An 18805-nucleotide genomic window follows, 5' to 3' on the forward strand; every position below is an offset into this window, starting at 1 on the left:
GTGTCGCAGCTAAGGGATTGCTCCGCGATTATATTTCTAATATTCATGAAATATGGAAAAAATGATTCTTGATCGCCTGACAACTCTTGGCCATGCGCAAAGGATGGCGGTGTTCCGATTGCTTGTCCGTCGTTTTCCCGACGAGATTCCGGCGGGCGAGATCGGGGCTGCGCTCAATTTGAAGCCCAGCACATTGTCGGTCTACCTTTCGGCGCTGAACGCGGTGGGGCTTATCGTGCAGCGCCGTCAAGGCACATCACTGTTGTATCGAGCCAACATGGCCGGTGCAGAAGACTTGATTGAGTATCTTTTTCAGGACTGTTGCAACAATCGACCTCAACTTTGTTTGGCTTTCGCTGGACCCCCAAAAAACGGACATGGGAACATGAAACCTGAAAAATACAATGCGTTGTTTATCTGTACGGGCAATTCCGCCAGATCGATTTTTGCCGAAGCCATTCTGAACGAACTGGGCGGCGACAAATTTAACGTCTTTTCAGCCGGCACAAAGCCTGCATCGACATTGAACCCGATCGCCGTGGAAATGCTTGAAACAAAGGGGCATGATCTGTCCAACCTTCGGGCCAAGCACATTTCCGAATTCCAGACGGAAAATGCCCCGGTAATGGATTTTGTGTTTACGGTTTGTGATCAGGCGGCGAACGAAGAATGCCCGGCTTGGGCTGGTCAACCGATCACCGCGCATTGGGGTGTGCCGGACCCTGTAAAGGCCACCGGGACGGATGCTGAAAAGCATCTGGCTTTTCAACAAGCCTACGGGATCCTGAAAAACCGAATTTCGCTGTTTACAGCGCTGCACCCTGAAAACTTGGAACGTGCGGCCCTGCAGGCGCGTGTGGACGAAATTTCATTGGAAGGAAAATCCCTATGACCGTCTATGCAATCAACGGCCTTGGCCGCATGGGGAAGCTGGCATTGCGGCCGCTGCTGGAAAAGGGCGTGCAGATTGCGTTCATCAACGACGCCATAGGCGATCCGGAAATGCATGCGCACCTGTTGGAGTTCGACACGGTGCATGGGCGCTGGCAGGCTGACTTCAAACATGACGAAACCAGCGTGACTATCAATGGCGTACGCATTCCCGTCTTGACTACGCGCAATCTAAGCGACCTGCCGCTTGAAGGGGTGGACGTGGTGATCGAATGCACTGGTGCGTTCAAGACATCCGAGAAACTTGCTCCTTATTTTGCTGCCGGAGTAAAAAAGGTCGTTGTTTCTGCGCCAGTAAAGGAAGATGAAGCGGCCAATATCGTTGTCGGTGTAAACCACGATACCTATGATCCCGAAAAACACCGCATCGTCACGGCTGCCAGTTGCACCACAAACTGTCTGGCTCCTGTCGTCAAAGTCGTGTTGGAAGAATTCGGGATCAAACACGGTTCGATGACCACGATCCATGACGTGACCAATACCCAGACCATCGTGGATCGCCCGGCAAAGGACCTGCGCCGCGCCCGTTCGGCGCTCAACAGTCTCATCCCCACCACGACGGGTTCAGCCAAAGCGATCACCCAGATTTTTCCCCAACTCACCGGCAAACTGAATGGTCACGCCGTCCGTGTGCCGCTTTTGAACGCATCGCTTACCGATATGGTGTTTGAACTTGAACGCGCGACGACGGTCGAAGAGGTCAATGCCAAATTCAAAGCCGCCGCAGAAGGACCGCTCAAGGGAATTCTCGGCTATGAAGAACGGCCGCTTGTGTCGACCGATTACACAAATGATGACCGCAGCTCGATCATCGATGCACCGTCGACGATGGTCGTCAACGGGACGCAACTGAAGGTCTATGCCTGGTATGACAACGAATGGGGCTATGCGTACCGATTGGTGGATGTCGCGCTGATGGTGGGCAATTCGCTATGAGCAAACCGCAGGGGTTGGCAGCCTACATGGCTGTCACCGCAGCCTATTGGGCCTTTATGCTGACGGACGGGGCATTGCGCATGCTGGTCCTGCTGCATTTCCACACGCTTGGCTTTTCGCCTGTTCAATTGGCCTATCTATTCGTCTTGTATGAAATCGCTGGCATGGTGACCAATCTGTCGGCGGGATGGCTTGCCGCTCGGTTTGGGCTGACTTCGACGCTCTATGCCGGTCTTGGTTTGCAAGTGCTGGCCCTTTTGGCGCTGGCGCAGCTTGATCCGGCTTGGTCAATCGCGGCGTCTGTCGCCTATGTGATGTTGGTTCAAGGCCTGTCTGGGGTTGCCAAGGACCTTGCCAAGATGAGTTCCAAAAGCGCCGTGAAGTTGCTGGCACCTTCGGCGCAAGGCGGGTTGTTTCGTTGGGTTGCCATATTGACCGGCTCTAAGAACGCGGTGAAGGGGGCGGGTTTTCTGTTGGGGGCAATTCTGCTTGCTTCTGTCGGTTTCGTGCCGTCCGTTCTGGCAATGGCTGCGGTCCTTGCCGTGATCCTTGTTGCAACTGTGCTGGGGATGCCTGCGGGCCTACCTGAGGGGCGAAAGGACGCAAAGTTCCGCGAAGTCTTTTCCAAAAACCACAACGTCAATTGGCTGAGCGCCGCGAGAATTTTTCTGTTCGGAGCACGTGACGTTTGGTTCGTCGTCGGTATCCCGATCTATTTCTACGCTGTCTTGTCCGATGGAACAGAGGCGGGAAACCGGGCGGCCTTTTTCCTGATTGGCAGCTTCATGGCCGTTTGGACCATTCTCTATGGGGCCGTTCAGGGCGCGGCTCCGCGCATTCTGCGCGCCAAGGACCGAACCCAGCCAGAAATCATTGCGCAGGCGCGCGTTTGGGTTTTGGGGCTTGCGGTCATTCCTGCGTCACTTTCGGCGCTGGTTTGGTTTGCAGTCGAACCTTCGCCTTTCCTGACGGCTGCCATTGTGGCTGCTTTGCTGATCTTCGGGGGTGTTTTCGCGGTGAATTCCTCCCTTCATTCCTATCTTATCCTGGCGTTTACCAGTTCTCACCGGGTCACGATGGATGTCGGATTTTACTATATGTCCAACGCGGCCGGGCGATTGATAGGAACGTTGCTTTCAGGTGTGACCTACCAGATTGGTGGGCTTCCCTTGTGCCTTGGGACTGCGGCGGTGATGATCGGCCTAAGCTGGATCGGCACCACAAAACTGCATGCTGACACGGTACAGGAAGTTCCATCATGAGTGTATTTGAACGCTATTTGTCTGTCTGGATCGCGTTGGCGATGTTGGCCGGTGTTCTGCTGGGCAATATTGCCCCGGGTTTGGTTGGCGCCATCGCAACGGCCGAGGTTGCCAGCGTCAACCTGGTCGTTGCAGTTCTGATTTGGGCAATGGTCTATCCGATGATGGTCGGTGTGGACCCGGCTTCGCTGAAAGATGTCGCACGTCAGCCTCGCGGATTACTGATCACCTTGGTCGTGAACTGGATGATCAAGCCGTTTACCATGGCCGCCCTTGCTGTCTTGTTCTTTGAACACATTTTTGCGCCATGGATTCAGCCCGAGGATGCGTCGCAATACATCGCGGGCTTGATTTTGCTGGGTGCGGCCCCTTGTACGGCGATGGTGTTTGTCTGGTCTCAACTCACGCGAGGGGACGAAACCTATACATTGCTCCAGGTATCTGTAAATGACCTGATCATGGTCATTGCTTTCGCGCCGATCGTCGCTTTTCTGTTGGGCGTTACCGACATCACGGTGCCTTGGGAAACGTTGGTGCTTTCAGTCGTGCTTTTCATTGCGCTGCCGCTGGGCGCGGGGGTGTTGACGCGTCGGCATCTCGGGTCTGAGACGGAGATCGAGGCTTTTCAGGCAAAAGCAAAACCATTTTCGGTGATTGGCCTGATCGTGACAGTGATGATCCTGTTTGGACTTCAGGGACAGGTCATCATTTCCCGCCCTTCGGTGATCGCGCTTATTGCTGTCCCAATCGTCCTGCAAAGCTACGGCATTTTTGCAATTGCATATGCCGCCGCTTTCGCTCTCAAAGTCCCCCACAGGATCGCAGCACCTTGCGCTTTGATCGGAACGTCGAACTTCTTTGAACTGGCAGTGGCTGTCGCGATCAGCCTGTTTGGCCTGAATTCCGGCGCAGCCCTTGCAACGGTTGTCGGCGTTTTGGTTGAAGTACCCGTCATGCTGACGCTGGTGGCATTTGCCAACCGAACACGGCGGCGATTTGTCGAATGACCTGAAGCGCCCGAGGACCGTTTGAGGTTTGGTTTCTGTCCCATTTGACAGATGGGTGGGGGGGCGCAGCCCGCCGAGCGGGCTGCGGCAAACGCATTGCAATGCGCGGATTGAACAATACTATGACAGGTATTCAGTCGCCGCGCACCGTATCGACCATCAGTTGTACATTGTCGGGATCGGCATCCGGGGTGATGCCATGGCCCAGATTGAAGATATGCGGCCCCTTCGAGAACGCTTTCACGATGCGGCGGGTTTCGTCGATCAGGCCCTGACCACCGGAAACCATGTGGCGCGACGCCAGATTGCCCTGCACGCAGCCATCGACCTGTACATGTTCGGCGGCCCATTCGGCGGTCACGCTATCGTCGATCGCAACGCAATCGGCACCGGTTGCCTTGGCAAAACCGATATATTTATCACCTGCTTCACGCGGGAAGGCGATGACCGGGATGCCGGGATGGCGTTTTTTCAATTCGGTGATGATCTTCTTCGCAGGTTCCAGCGCGTAGCGGTCGAAATCTTCGCCTTTCAGCGACCCGGCCCAGCTGTCGAACAGCTTCACGACCTCGGCCCCGGCGTCGATCTGTTTCGACAGATATTCGATGGTACCTTCGGTCAGCAGGTCGATGATACCTTCGAACACGGCGCGGTTTTCCGCCTTCAGCGCATGCGCCGGACCCTGATCTTTGGTGCCGCGCCCGGCGATCATGTAGGTCGCCACGGTCCACGGTGCGCCGGCGAAGCCGATCAGGGTGGTTTCTTTCGGCAATTCGCTCGTCAGGATGCGCACGGTCTCATAGACTGGGTTCAAAACCTCGTGGATCGCGTCCTTGTCCTTCAGTGCCTTCAACTGGTCTTCGGTCGTGGTGGTGGACAAGCGCGGCCCTTCGCCGGTGACGAACCACAGATCTGCGCCCAAAGCCTGCGGCAGCAGCAGGATATCAGCGAACAGGATGGCGGCGTCGAACCCATAGCGGCGGATCGGCTGCAAGGTCACCTCGGCGGCCAGATCGCTGTTATAGCACAGCGACAGGAAATCCCCGGCTTTTTCCCGGGTGGCGCGGTATTCGGGCAGGTAACGGCCCGCTTGCCGCATCATCCAGATCGGCGGCGTGGGCAGGGTTTCGCCCGCAAGGGCGCGGAGGATCAGTTTCTGCTCGGATTTCTGCTCGGACATCGGGTTTCCTTTCGCTTGCCCGGTTTCGTCCCCTTCCCAAGCGCCGATGTCAAGCTTTGAGGCCGTATCAGGCCCAAAGGCCGCAGCAGAGGGGCTTGTCGCTGGGCAAAACGCCGTCTAAGCCTTGGCGCATGACACTGACTTTGCCCAGCCCCGCCTCACCGCTGAAAATCGGCACCCGTGGTTCCCCGCTTGCGCTGGCGCAGGCCTATGAAACGCGCGCGCGGCTCTCTGCCACTTTCGACCTTCCGGAAGACGCGTTCGAAATCGTGGTGATCAAGACCACCGGTGACAATCGCGCATTGATCGCGGCGGACAAGCCGTTGAAGGATATCGGCGGCAAGGGGTTGTTCACCAAGGAAATTGAAGAGGCGATGCTGTCGGGGGCCATCGACATTGCGGTGCATTCGATGAAGGACATGCCGGTGGCACAACCCGAGGGTCTTTGCCTGGATTGTTACCTGCCGCGCGAAGACGTGCGCGACGCCTTCGTATCGCTGAAATACGAGACGCTTCAGGACATGCCCGAAGGCGCGCTGATCGGATCGTCTTCACTGCGCCGCCGGGCGCAACTGCTGCACCGGTTCCCGCATCTCACAGCGGTCGAATTTCGCGGCAATGTGCAGACCCGGATGCAGAAATTGGGTGATGGCGTCGCCGATGCGACCTTCTTGGCGATGGCGGGGCTGAACCGGCTTGGTATGGCCGACGTGGCGCGCTCGGGCATGGCTCCTGACGATATGCTGCCAGCAGTGGCACAGGGCGCGATCGGCATTGAACGGCGTTCGGACGACGACCGCGCCGCAGAAATGCTGGCGGCGATCCATGACGTTGAAACCGCTCAGCGGCTGGCGGCGGAACGGGCATTTCTGGAAGCGCTGGATGGGTCCTGCGAAACCCCGATTGCCGGGCTGGCGGAACTGTCGGGCGGCACGTTGCGCCTGCGCGGCGAGGTTCTGCGCCCTGACGGGTCCGAGGTGATCGCCGAGGACCGCAGTTGCGCCATCGAGGACGGAGTGGAACTGGGTCGGGACATGGCCCGCGACATGCTGCAACAGGCGGGGCCGAATTTCTTCAGTTGGCGTTGAGGCGCGTCTTGTCCTCATTGCGCCTGCTATAGCGAGACTTTCTTGCCTCGGGGTGCCAGCGCGCTGGGCTTGAAGTCGCCATCACTCTGCACTTTCAGAACTTCATGGCCGCAACGGTGGACAGGAGTTTCGATTGGTCAACTTCGATGAGTCCACGGCGGGGGCGGTCAAGATCGATGATCAAGAATACCAGAATGACGATCAATATCATCATCGCATAGACCGGTACGCCGGGTCTGATATTTGAAATCGCAGAGGAATAGCCGACAACCGCGCCGAGCAGAATGAATGTCCCGAATAGAAGAAAAAGGACCAATTCAGGCACATGCCGGTTCACGGCGGCATCCCGCGCCGAAAGCGCATCGATCATGTCATTCAAGCTTGATGCGAATCCCATTGTTACAGGATTGCTGATTTCGCGGGCTTCTGTCGAAGCCAGCCGCCAAAGGCTGTCGAACAGGGCTTCTGCTTTTGCAATAAGTTTGTCCCTTTCGTCATCATTCGCCGCAGAAATCTGCGAGGTTTCAAGCCGGATCAAACCATATTGATGAAGCAGTGTCTTGGCGTCGTCACGGCGCGCATCCGCGACAAGATCGGTCCGCAACCATGCGGTTCCGATCGCATTCGCCTCGTTGACCACTTCGATGGATCGTTGATCGTAACGCCCGAGAGACAGTGAAAACGTGAAACCCAGCAACAACGCCAACATGCCAAGTAGAGAGCCTTGAACCGTGTTCGCCTGATTTTTGCTGTCTTCGGTTTCCCGGGCCTGCCTTCGCTTTCCGACCAGAATACCCAATTGCATCACCACCAACATCAAGCCCAAAAGAGCAATTGCGATGAAATAAGATGGAAAATCATACATCAATTCAGGCCTACCCAATGCCAGTGCTCCGAATTCTCAGGTCATAATGTCAGGATATACACTGGGGTCGATTGCAGGCAAGCGGGGTTTTTCCGCCGCGCAGACAGCGGCTCCTGTCGGGATCAGTCGAGGACCGCGTCGACCCGCGCTCCTTGCGCAATCATCCGGTCGGCCGTGTTCAGCTTCTCGATCGCAAACCCGGCGGCGGATTTGTACTTGGCCATGAACTCAGCGCGTTCCTCAGCTGGGATCACCTCGTCGATTTCATCGAATTCGCCGCCGCAACGGTCGTTCACCATGTTCAGCAATCCGAACGGTCCGGCGCCGCGGTTGCGCAGGATCAGTTCCGATACCGGGCCGCACAGCTTGTCGTCATAGGCCTGCAACGCCGCCGCCGTCACCCCGTGTTCCAGCATCGCCGCGCCCAGCTCGCGCGCGTCGATCACCGCCTGGCTGGCGCCGTTCGATCCCGTAGGGTACATCGCATGGGCCGCGTCGCCCATCAGCGCCACCGCGCCGTCGCGCCAGGTCGGCACCGGGTCGCGGTCGATCATCGGGTTCTCGTATGCCACCTCGGCCCCGCGCAGCAGTTCCGGCACGTTCAGCCAGTCATATTCCCAGCCGTCGAAATGATGCGCGAAATCCGATAGGTCCACCTGCCGGAACCATCCAGTGGTTTCATGCGCCGACGGATCGTCATAGGTGACCTCGGCGATCCAGTTGACCTGCGCCAGCCCGGTATCGGGATCGGGGTGCGAGATGGGATAGATCACCATCCGGTGCTTATGCGTGCCCAAGCCGACGAAGGAAGACCCGGTGCGGATCGGTTTCGCCATCGTGGTGCCGCGCCACATCACCGCGCCGCCCCAGTGAATCGGGGGCTGGTCGGGATGCATCTGGGCGCGCACCGCCGAATGAATGCCGTCGGCACCGATCAGGATCGTGCCGGTCTCGCGCGTCACGGACCCGTCGGCCTGCTCTATGATCGCGGTGACGCTGCCGTCGACGTTGTTTTCATAGCCGGTGACGCGCTGGCCCAGCCGCACCGCGTCTTTGCCCGCGCGTTCGACGAATTTTGTGTAAAGCAGCATGTGGAACTTGCCGCGATGCACCGCGTATTGCGGCCAGTTGTAACCGGCCAGTTCGCCGCGCGGTTCGGAATAGATGTCGTTGCCGTTTAGCCCGACCAGCGCCCATTCCCGCGCCGGAACGCCGACTTGATCCAGATCCCCGGCCCCGATGTCGAGGTCGTAAAGCTCGCGCACGGCGTTGGGCTGAATGTTGATGCCGACACCCAAGGGGCGCAATTCCTGCACCGCTTCGAACACCAAGCAGGGCACACCGATCTGGTGAAGCGTCAGCGCCAGCGACAGCCCGCCAATACCGCCACCGGCAATCATTACAAGGGGATGCGACATGGTTTATCTCCCGGTTCCAAACCTGGCGGTTTGTAACAAGACATAACTATCTTCGGAAGGCCAAATCCGCCCGTCAGGGCAGCATCTTGCCGGGGTTCAGAATGCCGTTGGGATCAAGCGCCGCCTTGATCGCCTGCATCGCTTGCAACGCCACCGGATTTTTGCGCCGCCGCATTGAAGGCAGCTTCGAGGTGCCGATCCCATGCTCGGCGGAGAAACTGCCACCCATCGCCAGTACTTCGTCCTCGACCGCTTCCATGATCGCGTCATGCACCTGCGGGTCTTGGCTGGCGGGCCAGACGGTGTAATGCACATTGCCATCGCCCAGATGCGATACGATGATCGGTTCGGCGCCAGAATCGACCTTGGGCAGCACCTGTTCCATCCGCTCAAGGAAGGGTGCGACCTTGTCCAGCGGTACCGCGATGTCGTTGACGATGACCGGGCGGCGCGACATGGCGATCTCGGCGGCGGCTTCGCGGCGTTCCCACATTTCGCGCCGCTGCGCTTCGTTCTGCGCCACCACCGCATCCAGCAGCATGCCTTGTTCGAACATGCCCGCCAACACCTCTTCCAGATAGGCGGCAATCGGCACCTGCCCATCGGGGCCGGGTGTGCAATCGCGCGGCGCGGAGGCGCCGACCTCGACCAGGATATTGATCTCCTGCGGGGCCTCGAAGGGTTCGCGGGCGTCCGGTTTGATCTGGCTATAGACCTCGATATGCTTGCGCGGCATGTATTCAAAGGCCTCGACCGCGCCGCCGGTTTCCTGTTGCAGCCGGTTCAGCAGCACCAACGCGTCGGGCAGGGAAGGCACGGCCACCATCGCGGTGGCATAGGCGCGCGGCTTTGGGTGCAGCTTCAAAACGGCGGCGGTGATAATACCCAGCGTCCCCTCGGCCCCGATCAGCAGGTGTTTCAGGTTGTAGCCGGAATTGTCCTTGTGCAGTTCGCTCATGATTTCCATGATCTCGCCGTTGGGCAAAACCGCCTCGATCCCCAGCACCAGATCGCGGGTATTGCCGTAGCGCAGCACGTTGGACCCGCCCGCATTGGTCGACAGGCAACCGCCGATCATCGCCGATCCCTTGGCGCCGAAGGTCAGCGGGAAAATCAGGTCCTCCGCCTCGGCGGCGTCGTGCAGGTTGGACAGGATAACGCCCGCCTCGACGATGGCGATGCGGGATTCTGGGCGGATTTCGCGGATCTCGTTCATCCGGTCAAGCGACAGCATCATCGCACCATCGGCTTTGGTGCCGCCGGACAGTCCGGTATTGCCCGATACCGGTACGATTGCGGTGCCTGTCCGGTTGGCCCATTTGATGATCTGCGCCACCTCGCCGGTGTTGGCTGGGCGCAGGACGGCAAGCGGATTGAATTGATAGGTTCCGGTCCAGTCCTGCGACCAAGAAGTCAGGTCGGCCCCGGTCAGTACATGGGGTTCGCCCAAGATTGCGCGCAGTTCTTCGATCATCTTCGTCCTCCCTCAAGGTTCTGCCAAATGACGCAAAACCGCCCATAATGGCAAGGCTTTGACGCCTTGTTTCCGCTTTCACCGGGCCCAAAATACCCCAGAGGTGAATTAACCGAAAGACAAGAGGGGACAGCGCCCCTTTCTTCCTAGTGCCTAGCCACGGTGCGCCGGATCTGCTCAGGCAAAGCCGACCGACACCTGTCCGAAGGTGTCGAAATCGGCCTCGATCAAGCAACCCGAGGGCGCCTCTAAGGGGCGGATGAAGCTGCCGGACAGGATCACCTGGCCAGCTTCGATCCGCTGGCCATATTGATCCATCCGCCGCGCCAACCAGACAATGCCTTCGACCGGATCGTTCTGCACGCCCGCGCCCAGGCCCGTTTCTTCTACCTCACCGTCGCGGCTGACAATGGCGCCGACCCAACGCAGGTCAAAGGCATCGACCGCGTGGCGGGTGCGGCCCAGAACCAGCCCGGCATTGGCAGCATTGTCGGAAATCGTGTCGGTGATGATCCGCGCTTGCCCGGTCACGGGATCGGCCCGCAAAATGCGGGTGTCGAGGATTTCCAGCGACGGCATGACATAATCGGTGGCAGCGATCACGTCGTCGCGCGTTACGTTCCCACCGGCCAGGGGAGACTTCATCACGAAAGCGACCTCGGCTTCGACGCGGGGCTGGATGAAACGGTCCGCGGGCACCGTGCTGCCGGTTTCGAACAGCATGTCGTCCATCAACACGCCGCTGTCGGGAATGTCGATATTCAACGCCTGCTGCATCGCTTTTGAGGTCAGCCCGATCTTCCAGCCGATCACGTTCCGCCCTGCGTCCCGTCGGGCCGTGACCAATGCGGCCTGAACGGCATAGGCATCGTCCATCGTCATGCCCGGATATTGCAGCGACAACAGCCCGATCTGGCGGCCGCTCTGTTCGGCCTGCCATAAAGCGGCGGCAGCAGCTTCATGCTCTTCCGGTGTCACGCCTCATCCTCCACCGTGTTGCGCAAGGTTCCGATGCCGGTCGCTTCTACCTCGACCAGGTCGCCCGGTTTCAGATACCGCGGCGGGTCGAACCGCGCACCGGCGCCGGTTGGGGTGCCGGTAATGATGATGTCGCCCGGCACCAGCGTGGTGAAGGTGCTGATATAGGCGATTTCCTCGCGGATCGGGAACATCATGCGGGACAGTTCATCGTCTTGGCGCAGCTCGCCATTCACCCGCGTCTGGATTCGCGCCTCGTCCAGCTGCGCGGCATCGGTGAAGGGCACCAGCCACGGCCCGATCGCGCCGGAATTGTCCCAGTTCTTGCCTTGGGTGACGTTGAATTTGGCGTGGCGCACCCAATCGCGGATGGTGCCCTCGTTGCACAGCGTCAGCGCAGCGATGTGATCATATGCGTTTTCAGATGCGATCCGCCGCCCGGGTTTGCCGATTACCACGGCGACCTCGCCTTCGTAATCCAGCGTGTGGTTTTCCGGCGGCCGGATCAGCGGGCGATCATGGCCGGTGAAACTGCGCGCGAAACGCGGGAACAGCGACATATGCTTGGGCTGTGCCGTTCCGTCTTTGTATTCGGCGTTGCGGTCGGGGAAATTCACCCCGACGCAGATGATCTTTTCCGGGTTCGGCACCGGGATCTCATAGCGGAAAGTCCCATTCGGATGAGACACCGCGCGGCCCGCCGCCGCTTCGCCCAGTCGGGCTAACCCACCGGCCGCGATCACTTCGCGCAAGCTGGGCCAATCGGGGAAATCGGGCGACAGTGCAATGAACCCTTCCGCGACCACCGCGCCGTAAAGCTGCATTCCTTCAGCGTGGACCGTTGCAAACTTCATCCCAGCTATCCTTTCATTGTTCCCGAAATACTCCCGCCGGAGGCGTGCCGCCCCGGCACCTGCGCCTAGGGTGCGATGATCGGCTGCGCCTTCATCTTCGAATCCCGACTGTCGACCCCAGCAAACGCGCTGCCATGCTCGAACCAGCTTTTGGGCGCTGGCGCGCCCCACAGGGTCTGCCGCTGTGGGTCAGTCAGGTCCCATTTGATCGGTTCCAGATCCGGGTCCACGGTCTGATAATCCGAACAGTATATCTCAATCCGGTGCCCGTCCGGGTCGAGGATATAGAGGAAGAAGGCATTGGAAATCCCATGCCGCCCCGGTCCGCGTTCGATATTGCTCAGGTACCCGGTGGTGCTCATCAGATCGAGCAGGTCGATGATATTCAACGGTGTCGGCACCCAAAACGCGGTGTGATGCAGTCGCGGGCCACGGCCATTGGTGAAGGCGATGTCGTGGATGCCGCCCTTCCGATGCATCCAGGCGGCCCACAGGTTGCCGCTTTCCTCGTCCTCGGTGTATTCGGTGACGCGGAAGCCCATTTCGTTATAGAAGGCGACGCTTTCGTCCACATCGGGGCTGAAGCAGTTGAAATGGTCGATGCGCAGCGGCTTGACCCCGTGATAAAGCGCGTATTTCTGATGGATCGGCTGCAACCGGTCCATCTTGAAATAGAACTCCATCGGCGATCCGAACAGGTCTGTGGTGCGCAATGTGCGGCCCTGATAGGGGCGGGTGACCCACTCCACCGGCAGGCCTTTGGCTGCGAACCAATCCCGGGCCTTGTCCAGATCGTCTTCGGAATAGAGCTTGTAGGACAGGGAATTGACTTCCGGCGTGCCGCCCTTGCGCAGGATCATGCAGTGATGGCCGCGTTCTTCCATCGCACGCAGATAGATCACTTGATCGTCCTCGTCAGTGACTTGCAGGCCCAGCGTATCGACATAGAATGCCCGGCTGGCGGCCAGATCGGTGACCATCAGTTCGACATGGCTTAGTCGAACGATATTGAAGGCCGGGTAAAGGTTCGGGGCGGGAATGGGCATTGTTGCTTTCCTTCGGGGCCGGTTGTCACACCGGGAAGATCACGTTGGTCTGGCCGGTGCCGGAACTGGGGAAATAGTCGGTCACCACCTCGCATTTACCATCATACTGGTCCCAGCCAAGCGCGCCGTAAAGCATCGCGGTGTCATGCATCGCCCCTTCGCCGCAGCAGAATTGCGCATAATCGCCCAGCATCTTCAGAAACGTCGCGTGATCGCCGCGCTGCCACATGTCCAGCACATGCAGGTCCATCTGCCGGTTGAATTCGGAACTGATGGTGAAGGTGCCGTTATTGGCGGCATAGTCCTTGTTGGCCCAGATCTTGTGAGACAGGCTGCCGCTGGCGACCAGCAATACCTTGTTGTCGCTGGCTTCGACCGCGGTACGGATGGCTTCGCCGACGATCCGGCTCTCGTCGTGACCATGCACGGTACACCAGGCGGCGATCGATACCACCTTCATGTCATGTTCACGGCTCATGAAACGCATCGGCACCAGCGTACCATATTCCAGTTCCAGACTGTCGAGGTGATGCGACAGGGTAAAGGCCCCCATGTCGCTGGCCGCTTTGGCGATGGCGTCCCCTAATTCGGGATTGCCATCATAGCCGTAGGGCAAATCCTGAATGAATTGCGGGAATTCGTTCGAGGTGAACACCCCCTCGAACCGGCTGTTGGCGTTGATGTGAAACCCAGCATTGATCACCCAATGGGTGTCGCAGATCACCACCGTGTCGGCACCAAGCGCCTTGGCGCGCCGCGCGATTTCACGATGGCCGTCGATGGCGGCTTGCCGCTTGCCTTTGATCGGGCCTTCCTGTTCCGACATCAGCATGGTCGGGACATGGGTCATCTTGGCGGCCAGAACGATTTCTCCCATTTTCTTCTCCTCCTTGAAGAAACTGTCGCGCGTTACCCCGGTGGGGATCAGGCCCCCAGTCGGGGAATGGCGTGCTGGCCGGTGGCCAGTCCGATATGTTTCTGTTCCATGTAGAATTCAAACGACCAGTCGCCGCCGTCGCGGCCGATACCGCTGGCCTTGACGCCGCCGAAGGGGGTGGGCAGGTGGCGAACGTTTTCACTGTTGACCCAGATCATTCCCGCTTCAAGACTGTTGGTGAAGCGCAATGCGCGGGTCAAGTCGTTAGTCCAGACATAGCCGGTCAGGCCATATTCAACACCATTTGCAATTTCCAGCGCCTGATCTTCGGTGTCGAACTGGATCGCGGTTAGGACCGGGCCAAAGATTTCTTCCTGCGCGATGCGCATGTCGCTTTTTGCTTGCGTGAACAGCGTCGGGCGCACGTAATAGCCTGGCTGATCCAGCGCCGCGCCGCCTGCCGCAACGGTGGCGCCATCGGATTTGGCAATGTCGAAATAGGAACAAACCTTGTCGAAATGGGTCTGGTGGATCAGCGGCCCGATTTCGGTCGTCGGATCCAGCGGATGGCCAACCTTGATCCGATTTACTCGTTCGATCAGTTTGGCGGTGAACTCTTTGGCAATGCTTGATTGCAGCAACAACCGCGAAGACGAAGTGCAGCGCTCACCGTTCAGCGAATAGATCATGAAAATTGCGGCATCCAAAGCGCGGTCCAGATCGGCGTCGTCAAAGACAATCACCGGGTTCTTGCCGCCCAGTTCGAAATGCACCCGCTTCAGCGTGTCAGCCCCCTGTTTCATGATCATCGAGCCGGTTTTCGATTCCCCGACAAAAGCGATGGCCTTGATATCGGGATGTTCGGTCAGCGCGCGGCCGGCGTCTTCACCAAAGCCGTTGACGAGGTTCCACACGCCCGTCGGCAGACCAGCCTGTTCGGCGATTTCCATCAGGATGCGGGCAGTGACGGGGCTGAATTCGGCCGGTTTATGGACCACCGTGCACCCGGCCGCCAACGCCGGGGCGATTTTCCAGGTCGATAACATGAAGGGCGTGTTCCACGGGGTGATCACACCGACCGGACCGATGGGCACCCGGGTGGTAATGTTCATCAACGTGGGCGACACTAGGTGCTGACCATCGCGGGCGGTCAGCGCACGCTCGGCGAAGAAGCGGAAATTCTCCGCCCCGCGCAGCGCCGCCTTGGACATGAAACGCAGCGCCTGACCGGTGTCCCAGCATTCGCAGAATGCGATTTCCTCGGCCCGTTCGACAATTCCGTCGGCGATCTTGTGCAGGATTTTCTTGCGCTCGGTCGCGGCCATGTCGCGCCAAGCCGGGAACGCGGCCTTGGCGGCCTGTGCCGCCGCATCGATATCGGCAGTACCGGATTTTGCAACGTTGCAGATCAAGGTTTCATCCACCGGCGAATGATTTTCAAAGGTCGCGCCGCTTTGCGCGGGTTCATCCTTTCCCGCGATCCGGTTCAGTACACCGGTGTCGCGGAAACGGGCCAGATAGCCGTTCAGTTTTTCGATATTGGCGTGCAGATCGGACATGGGTCAGCCTTTCAGATGATCGCGGATGGTGCCGGTTTTGGGCGCGAGATCGGGATCGATGTCACGCATTTCCAGCGACAACGCGATGGAGCGGGTCGCCATTAACGGGTTCAGGTAGGTTTCGATGGCCGCGAATATTTCGGTCGTGGCGCGTTTGCGCACCTCCAGCGTGCGGCCCGCACGCAACCGAATGGAAATATCGATATAGCCGTGTTCGGGATTGCCATCGGCGATGCTGACATGATCGGCGCGAAAGGCCCGGACCCGGACCCCGGCCATGGGAAACACACCGGTGTCAATCGCCGCGCGCCGGATTAAATCGCACAGCACGGGCCAATCCACCGCCTGTTCCAGATTGGCGGAATAGTCGATTGCGAAATGTGCCATGCTACCTTCCCTTCAATATAATTAACATGTTAAATACAAAGATAAGCCTGCGTCAACCCTCCATCTTGCCCATTCGCAAAAACGAGGGCAAACAAGGTTATGGGTATGAACCAGCCAAGACCGACCGAAACGAATCGATCCCTGCCGATTGCGCTGCTGCGGGCACGGGAAAAGGTGATGGGGCCGATCCGGAACATGCTGTCCAATGCTGGTGTCACCGAACAGCAATGGCGCGTGTTACGGGTGTTGGATGAAATGGGGACGCTGGACCCGACCGAAATCGCTGACCGGTCCTGCCTGTTGCTGCCATCGCTGACCCGGATCCTGCAGACGCTGGAAGGCAAGAACTTGATTCTGCGCGAACCGCATCCGACAGACCGGCGCAAACAGCAGATTTCGATTTCCAAATCCGGACGGCAGCTTATCTTGGACAATATGGAAGAAAGCCAACGTCTGACGGCGTGGCTTCGGGACGAATTCGGGCAGGATAAGCTGGATGCGCTGCTGGATCTGCTGAACGAGCTGGATCAGCTGGACCGGCACACCCCGTCATAGCCGCGGGCCGGATCAGCCCGCATTTTGTTTTTCGATGTAAGAGCGCAATTCTTCGGCTTCATGCCGTGCTTCGCGCAACCCATCCATCGTGGCCGACAGTTCCGCTTCGGTCTGGGCCAGCTGATTGGTCAGCTCGGCTTCACGTTGCTGCATGTAGGTGATCGCCTGATCGCGGGTTTCTTCCGCTTCGTGCAGTTCCTGCGCCATGCGTTCCAATTCGCCGATATCCGCTTTGGACACACGGGTGAATTTGTGGAGCAGCCAATAGGCGAACCAGCCCATGCAGAAGGCCACGAACAAAATGACAGCTGTGGCAATGATGAACTCGGTTCTATTCATTCTGGGTTCCTTCTTCGGCTGCCCCGGCCTCGATGGCGGCTTCATCCTCGGGGGCGTCCGTGGTGGTGTCACCGGTTTCTTCTTCAACAGCGTTGCCGTCGTTGTTTTCGGCGGCTTCACTGGCGATGATTTCAAGCGTGGTTTCGGTTTCGATCGCTGTCGGTTCGGGGCGGATCAGCTTGAATTCGATCCGGCGGTTGGCGTCGCGACCTTCTTCGGTTTCATTGCTGGCCACCGGCATGGATTCGCCATAGCCCCTGGCCGCGAAGGTCGAAGTCAGAACCCGCCGTTCGCGCAGCGCATTCAGCACGGCTTGCGCCCGTAACTGACTAAGCGCTTCGTTCATGCTTTCGCGGCCCTGACTGTCGGTATGCCCCCCGACTTCCATGCGGATTTCGCCGCATAGTTTCAGGATTTCGGCAATGTCATTCAACACCCCCTGCGCGTCTGCATCAGGCGTGTCCGAACCAGGTTCGAAATTGATTTTCCGGGTTTTCAGGATTTCGCTAATCTCGAATTCGCATTCCTCGGGCGTCGGGATCGACGCGACGGGATCAAGCTTTTCCAGATATTCGACATGGATGTCGAATTGCGTATTTTCGCCCAGCTTGTCGACCAGCAGGCGGGAAATTTCGGCGCTGGCATCAGGTTTGCCGGTCTTGCCGGAAATCGCGATCATGTCGGGTGTCACCGTGGCGACGCCGTTGGACAAATGCGACAGGGCTTCCAACCCGGCCAGCACCCGCATCGGCCAACTGCCCGGTAAAGTGTCATCCAGCCGCGCGGCGACATAGACTGAATCCGATCCGAACCGCGCCTTGGCATAGCTGTCAGTGGCAGAGCGGGAGAGTTCATCGCTCAGCCGCCCGCGCAATTGTACTTGACCTTCGGGCGACAGGGTGGCGGTGAACTCCGGAGTTCCGCCGCTTTCGACCGTTTTGGGTTTGGGCAATGCCGGGTGCAGTGCGAACAGATCGGGTAGGGAATTTTCCAATTCCCCAACCACCCGATCAAACAGTGCCTGATTGGTACCTTCCGGCGCGGCAAGGGTGATATCGGCATCCGCAAATGTAACAGATCCGCCCCCCAGTTCGGCCACCGCCGCAATTGCTAGTTCAACCGCTTCGGCCCAGCGTGGCGAAGGAACGCCCAGACCAATGGTACAGGTGGCCTCGCCTTGCAACCCGGCGGTTTGCGCAGCGGCCAGAATACGTTTCTGACCCTTTGCATCCGACGCTGAACAGGCATCAAAGCGGGCGGTTCCGTCTTCTATCAGGAACCGCAGGGTGAAGGGGGTGATCACCGGACGTGGTGCGGAAATATCCAGCGCCAGTTTCAAGTCGTGACCGGCCGAGCGCGACAGGTCGCGTTCCAGGCTGCGCTTGGCGTCGGCGCTATCGGTCATGGCGTGCACGGTGATGGCACCGGCTTCGACAGAAATCTTCGAACGTGGCAGCTTCCGCAGTGCCTTGATCGCATAATCGACGCTGTCGACCCAACTTTCAGGGGTGTCGTAATCGGCGGTCTGCAACAGGTCCGAAACCGGGGCGCTTCCGGCAATCGACTTGACATTGGCAACCAGCTTTTCGCGGTCCATTTCCGTCGGGACCAGGCCGATCAGGGAAATGCCGCTGTCATTGCGCAGGATTTCGATGGAAAACCGTGGCGGTTTGATCGAGGCGCTGTCGACCACTTTCATTGCGTCGATCACACGCGCTGCGTCGACTACACCGCCGGCGGTGGAAAGCGCTTTGAACCGCTGCGCTTCGGACGGGGCCATACCGGAAAGGAACACTTGCAGCCCATTGGCGTGAACTTCGGCCCAAACCAGCCCGTGATCATCCAAACTATTGCGTATGGAAAGCTCGGAACTGTCTTCGATCACGTCGGCCACGCTTTGGGCGACCACCAGTCCTAGAACTGCGGCAATTGCAAACGGCGCGGTGGTAAGAAAAAGCGAAGACAGTCGCATAGGGCCCCGGCAGGTATGTTAAGCTTGTCCAGTTGTTTAGGCGTGCTGGATACATTG

General features: G+C 58.8%; 18 protein-coding genes. 6 read left to right on the plus strand and 12 right to left on the minus strand.

Going from position 1 to position 18805, the window contains the following annotated elements:
* Positions 1 to 52: 52 nt before the first annotated feature.
* Genes TG4357_RS14090 through arsB form a run of 4 tightly spaced genes read left to right on the plus strand, consistent with a single transcriptional unit; the run spans position 53 to position 4156 of the window.
* The gene (locus TG4357_RS14090) at positions 53 to 892 is read left to right on the plus strand and encodes an arsenate reductase/protein-tyrosine-phosphatase family protein (RefSeq protein WP_058263547.1); all 840 of its coding nucleotides are present in this window, start codon (positions 53 to 55) and stop codon (positions 890 to 892) included.
* Positions 889 to 1887 carry an ArsJ-associated glyceraldehyde-3-phosphate dehydrogenase gene (locus TG4357_RS14095; RefSeq protein ID WP_058263548.1) on the plus strand — a complete coding sequence of 333 codons (999 nt, stop codon included), beginning with the start codon at positions 889 to 891 and terminating at the stop codon, positions 1885 to 1887. Before TG4357_RS14090 ends, TG4357_RS14095 begins: the two co-directional genes overlap by 4 nt.
* Positions 1884 to 3149 (plus strand): organoarsenical effux MFS transporter ArsJ, encoded by a 1266-nt coding sequence (arsJ, locus tag TG4357_RS14100; RefSeq protein ID WP_058263549.1) that lies wholly within the window; start codon positions 1884 to 1886, stop codon positions 3147 to 3149. Before TG4357_RS14095 ends, arsJ begins: the two co-directional genes overlap by 4 nt.
* Entirely contained in the window at positions 3146 to 4156 is a 1011-nt protein-coding gene (gene arsB, locus TG4357_RS14105) for an ACR3 family arsenite efflux transporter (RefSeq protein ID WP_058263550.1), read from the plus strand. Before arsJ ends, arsB begins: the two co-directional genes overlap by 4 nt.
* A 133-nt stretch (positions 4157 to 4289) precedes the next feature.
* Here arsB and hemE read toward each other — a convergent pair whose 3' ends face one another.
* Entirely contained in the window at positions 4290 to 5336 is a 1047-nt protein-coding gene (gene hemE, locus TG4357_RS14110; RefSeq protein ID WP_058263551.1) for a uroporphyrinogen decarboxylase, read from the minus strand.
* A 131-nt stretch (positions 5337 to 5467) separates the two neighbouring features.
* Between hemE and hemC the strand changes: the two genes are divergently transcribed.
* Positions 5468 to 6424, plus strand: a complete 957-nt coding sequence (hemC, locus tag TG4357_RS14115; protein WP_058263552.1) for a hydroxymethylbilane synthase — start codon at positions 5468 to 5470, stop codon at positions 6422 to 6424.
* A gap of 94 nt (positions 6425 to 6518) precedes the next feature.
* On the opposite strand, the gene TG4357_RS14120 is transcribed toward hemC, so the two are convergent.
* From TG4357_RS14120 to TG4357_RS14160, 9 genes are all read right to left on the minus strand, one after another.
* On the minus strand, positions 6519 to 7289 hold the full coding sequence (locus TG4357_RS14120) for a bestrophin-like domain (RefSeq protein WP_058263553.1): 771 nt from the start codon (positions 7287 to 7289) through the stop codon (positions 6519 to 6521).
* A gap of 122 nt (positions 7290 to 7411) precedes the next feature.
* Positions 7412 to 8707 (minus strand): flavin-dependent oxidoreductase, encoded by a 1296-nt coding sequence (locus TG4357_RS14125; RefSeq protein ID WP_058263554.1) that lies wholly within the window; start codon positions 8705 to 8707, stop codon positions 7412 to 7414.
* 73 nt (positions 8708 to 8780) lie between these two features.
* Entirely contained in the window at positions 8781 to 10181 is a 1401-nt protein-coding gene (locus TG4357_RS14130; protein WP_058263555.1) for an FAD-binding oxidoreductase, read from the minus strand.
* Between the two features lie 177 nt (positions 10182 to 10358).
* The gene (gene hpaH, locus TG4357_RS14135; protein ID WP_058263556.1) at positions 10359 to 11159 is read right to left on the minus strand and encodes a 2-oxo-hept-4-ene-1,7-dioate hydratase; all 801 of its coding nucleotides are present in this window, start codon (positions 11157 to 11159) and stop codon (positions 10359 to 10361) included.
* On the minus strand, positions 11156 to 12013 hold the full coding sequence (locus TG4357_RS14140; RefSeq protein ID WP_058263557.1) for a fumarylacetoacetate hydrolase family protein: 858 nt from the start codon (positions 12011 to 12013) through the stop codon (positions 11156 to 11158). Before TG4357_RS14140 ends, hpaH begins: the two co-directional genes overlap by 4 nt.
* A 65-nt stretch (positions 12014 to 12078) precedes the next feature.
* Positions 12079 to 13059, minus strand: a complete 981-nt coding sequence (gene hpaD, locus TG4357_RS14145) for a 3,4-dihydroxyphenylacetate 2,3-dioxygenase (protein WP_058263558.1) — start codon at positions 13057 to 13059, stop codon at positions 12079 to 12081.
* Between the two features lie 25 nt (positions 13060 to 13084).
* On the minus strand, positions 13085 to 13936 hold the full coding sequence (gene hpaD, locus TG4357_RS14150) for a 3,4-dihydroxyphenylacetate 2,3-dioxygenase (protein ID WP_058263559.1): 852 nt from the start codon (positions 13934 to 13936) through the stop codon (positions 13085 to 13087).
* 47 nt (positions 13937 to 13983) lie between these two features.
* Complete coding sequence (gene hpaE, locus TG4357_RS14155) at positions 13984 to 15495, minus strand: 5-carboxymethyl-2-hydroxymuconate semialdehyde dehydrogenase (RefSeq protein WP_058263560.1); 1512 nt, start codon at positions 15493 to 15495, stop codon at positions 13984 to 13986.
* A gap of 3 nt (positions 15496 to 15498) precedes the next feature.
* Positions 15499 to 15882: a 5-carboxymethyl-2-hydroxymuconate Delta-isomerase gene (locus TG4357_RS14160; protein ID WP_058263561.1), complete on the minus strand. Its 384-nt coding sequence runs from the start codon at positions 15880 to 15882 to the stop codon at positions 15499 to 15501.
* Positions 15883 to 15987: 105 nt separating this feature from the next.
* Here TG4357_RS14160 and hpaR point away from each other — a divergent pair, with 105 nt between their 5' ends.
* Positions 15988 to 16437 carry a homoprotocatechuate degradation operon regulator HpaR gene (hpaR, locus tag TG4357_RS14165; protein ID WP_058263928.1) on the plus strand — a complete coding sequence of 150 codons (450 nt, stop codon included), beginning with the start codon at positions 15988 to 15990 and terminating at the stop codon, positions 16435 to 16437.
* A 12-nt stretch (positions 16438 to 16449) separates the two neighbouring features.
* On the opposite strand, the gene TG4357_RS14170 is transcribed toward hpaR, so the two are convergent.
* Both TG4357_RS14170 and TG4357_RS14175 read right to left on the minus strand, forming a co-directional pair.
* Positions 16450 to 16776 carry a hypothetical protein gene (locus TG4357_RS14170; RefSeq protein WP_058263562.1) on the minus strand — a complete coding sequence of 109 codons (327 nt, stop codon included), beginning with the start codon at positions 16774 to 16776 and terminating at the stop codon, positions 16450 to 16452.
* A complete protein-coding gene (locus tag TG4357_RS14175; protein ID WP_058263563.1) occupies positions 16769 to 18748 on the minus strand; it encodes an OmpA family protein in 1980 nt (659 codons plus the stop codon). The genes TG4357_RS14170 and TG4357_RS14175 overlap by 8 nt, the downstream gene beginning before the upstream one ends.
* Between the last annotated feature and the right edge of the window lie 57 nt (positions 18749 to 18805).

It is taken from the genome of Thalassovita gelatinovora (genome assembly GCF_001458355.1).
Taxonomy (GTDB): domain Bacteria; phylum Pseudomonadota; class Alphaproteobacteria; order Rhodobacterales; family Rhodobacteraceae; genus Thalassobius; species Thalassobius gelatinovorus.

Bases quoted from the DNA above. Each gene is read 5' to 3' on its own strand.
- TG4357_RS14090 (WP_058263547.1), top strand. From the start codon at position 53: ATGGAAAAAATGATTCTTGATCGCCTGACAACTCTTGGCCATGCGCAA.
- TG4357_RS14095 (WP_058263548.1), top strand. From the start codon at position 889: ATGACCGTCTATGCAATCAACGGCCTTGGCCGCATGGGGAAGCTGGCA.
- arsJ (WP_058263549.1), top strand. From the start codon at position 1,884: ATGAGCAAACCGCAGGGGTTGGCAGCCTACATGGCTGTCACCGCAGCC.
- arsB (WP_058263550.1), top strand. From the start codon at position 3,146: ATGAGTGTATTTGAACGCTATTTGTCTGTCTGGATCGCGTTGGCGATG.
- hemE (WP_058263551.1), bottom strand. From the start codon at position 5,336: ATGTCCGAGCAGAAATCCGAGCAGAAACTGATCCTCCGCGCCCTTGCG.
- hemC (WP_058263552.1), top strand. From the start codon at position 5,468: ATGACACTGACTTTGCCCAGCCCCGCCTCACCGCTGAAAATCGGCACC.
- TG4357_RS14120 (WP_058263553.1), bottom strand. From the start codon at position 7,289: ATGTATGATTTTCCATCTTATTTCATCGCAATTGCTCTTTTGGGCTTG.
- TG4357_RS14125 (WP_058263554.1), bottom strand. From the start codon at position 8,707: ATGTCGCATCCCCTTGTAATGATTGCCGGTGGCGGTATTGGCGGGCTG.
- TG4357_RS14130 (WP_058263555.1), bottom strand. From the start codon at position 10,181: ATGATCGAAGAACTGCGCGCAATCTTGGGCGAACCCCATGTACTGACC.
- TG4357_RS14140 (WP_058263557.1), bottom strand. From the start codon at position 12,013: ATGAAGTTTGCAACGGTCCACGCTGAAGGAATGCAGCTTTACGGCGCG.
- hpaD (WP_058263558.1), bottom strand. From the start codon at position 13,059: ATGCCCATTCCCGCCCCGAACCTTTACCCGGCCTTCAATATCGTTCGA.
- hpaD (WP_058263559.1), bottom strand. From the start codon at position 13,936: ATGGGAGAAATCGTTCTGGCCGCCAAGATGACCCATGTCCCGACCATG.
- hpaE (WP_058263560.1), bottom strand. From the start codon at position 15,495: ATGTCCGATCTGCACGCCAATATCGAAAAACTGAACGGCTATCTGGCC.
- TG4357_RS14160 (WP_058263561.1), bottom strand. From the start codon at position 15,882: ATGGCACATTTCGCAATCGACTATTCCGCCAATCTGGAACAGGCGGTG.
- hpaR (WP_058263928.1), top strand. From the start codon at position 15,988: ATGAACCAGCCAAGACCGACCGAAACGAATCGATCCCTGCCGATTGCG.
- TG4357_RS14170 (WP_058263562.1), bottom strand. From the start codon at position 16,776: ATGAATAGAACCGAGTTCATCATTGCCACAGCTGTCATTTTGTTCGTG.
- TG4357_RS14175 (WP_058263563.1), bottom strand. From the start codon at position 18,748: ATGCGACTGTCTTCGCTTTTTCTTACCACCGCGCCGTTTGCAATTGCC.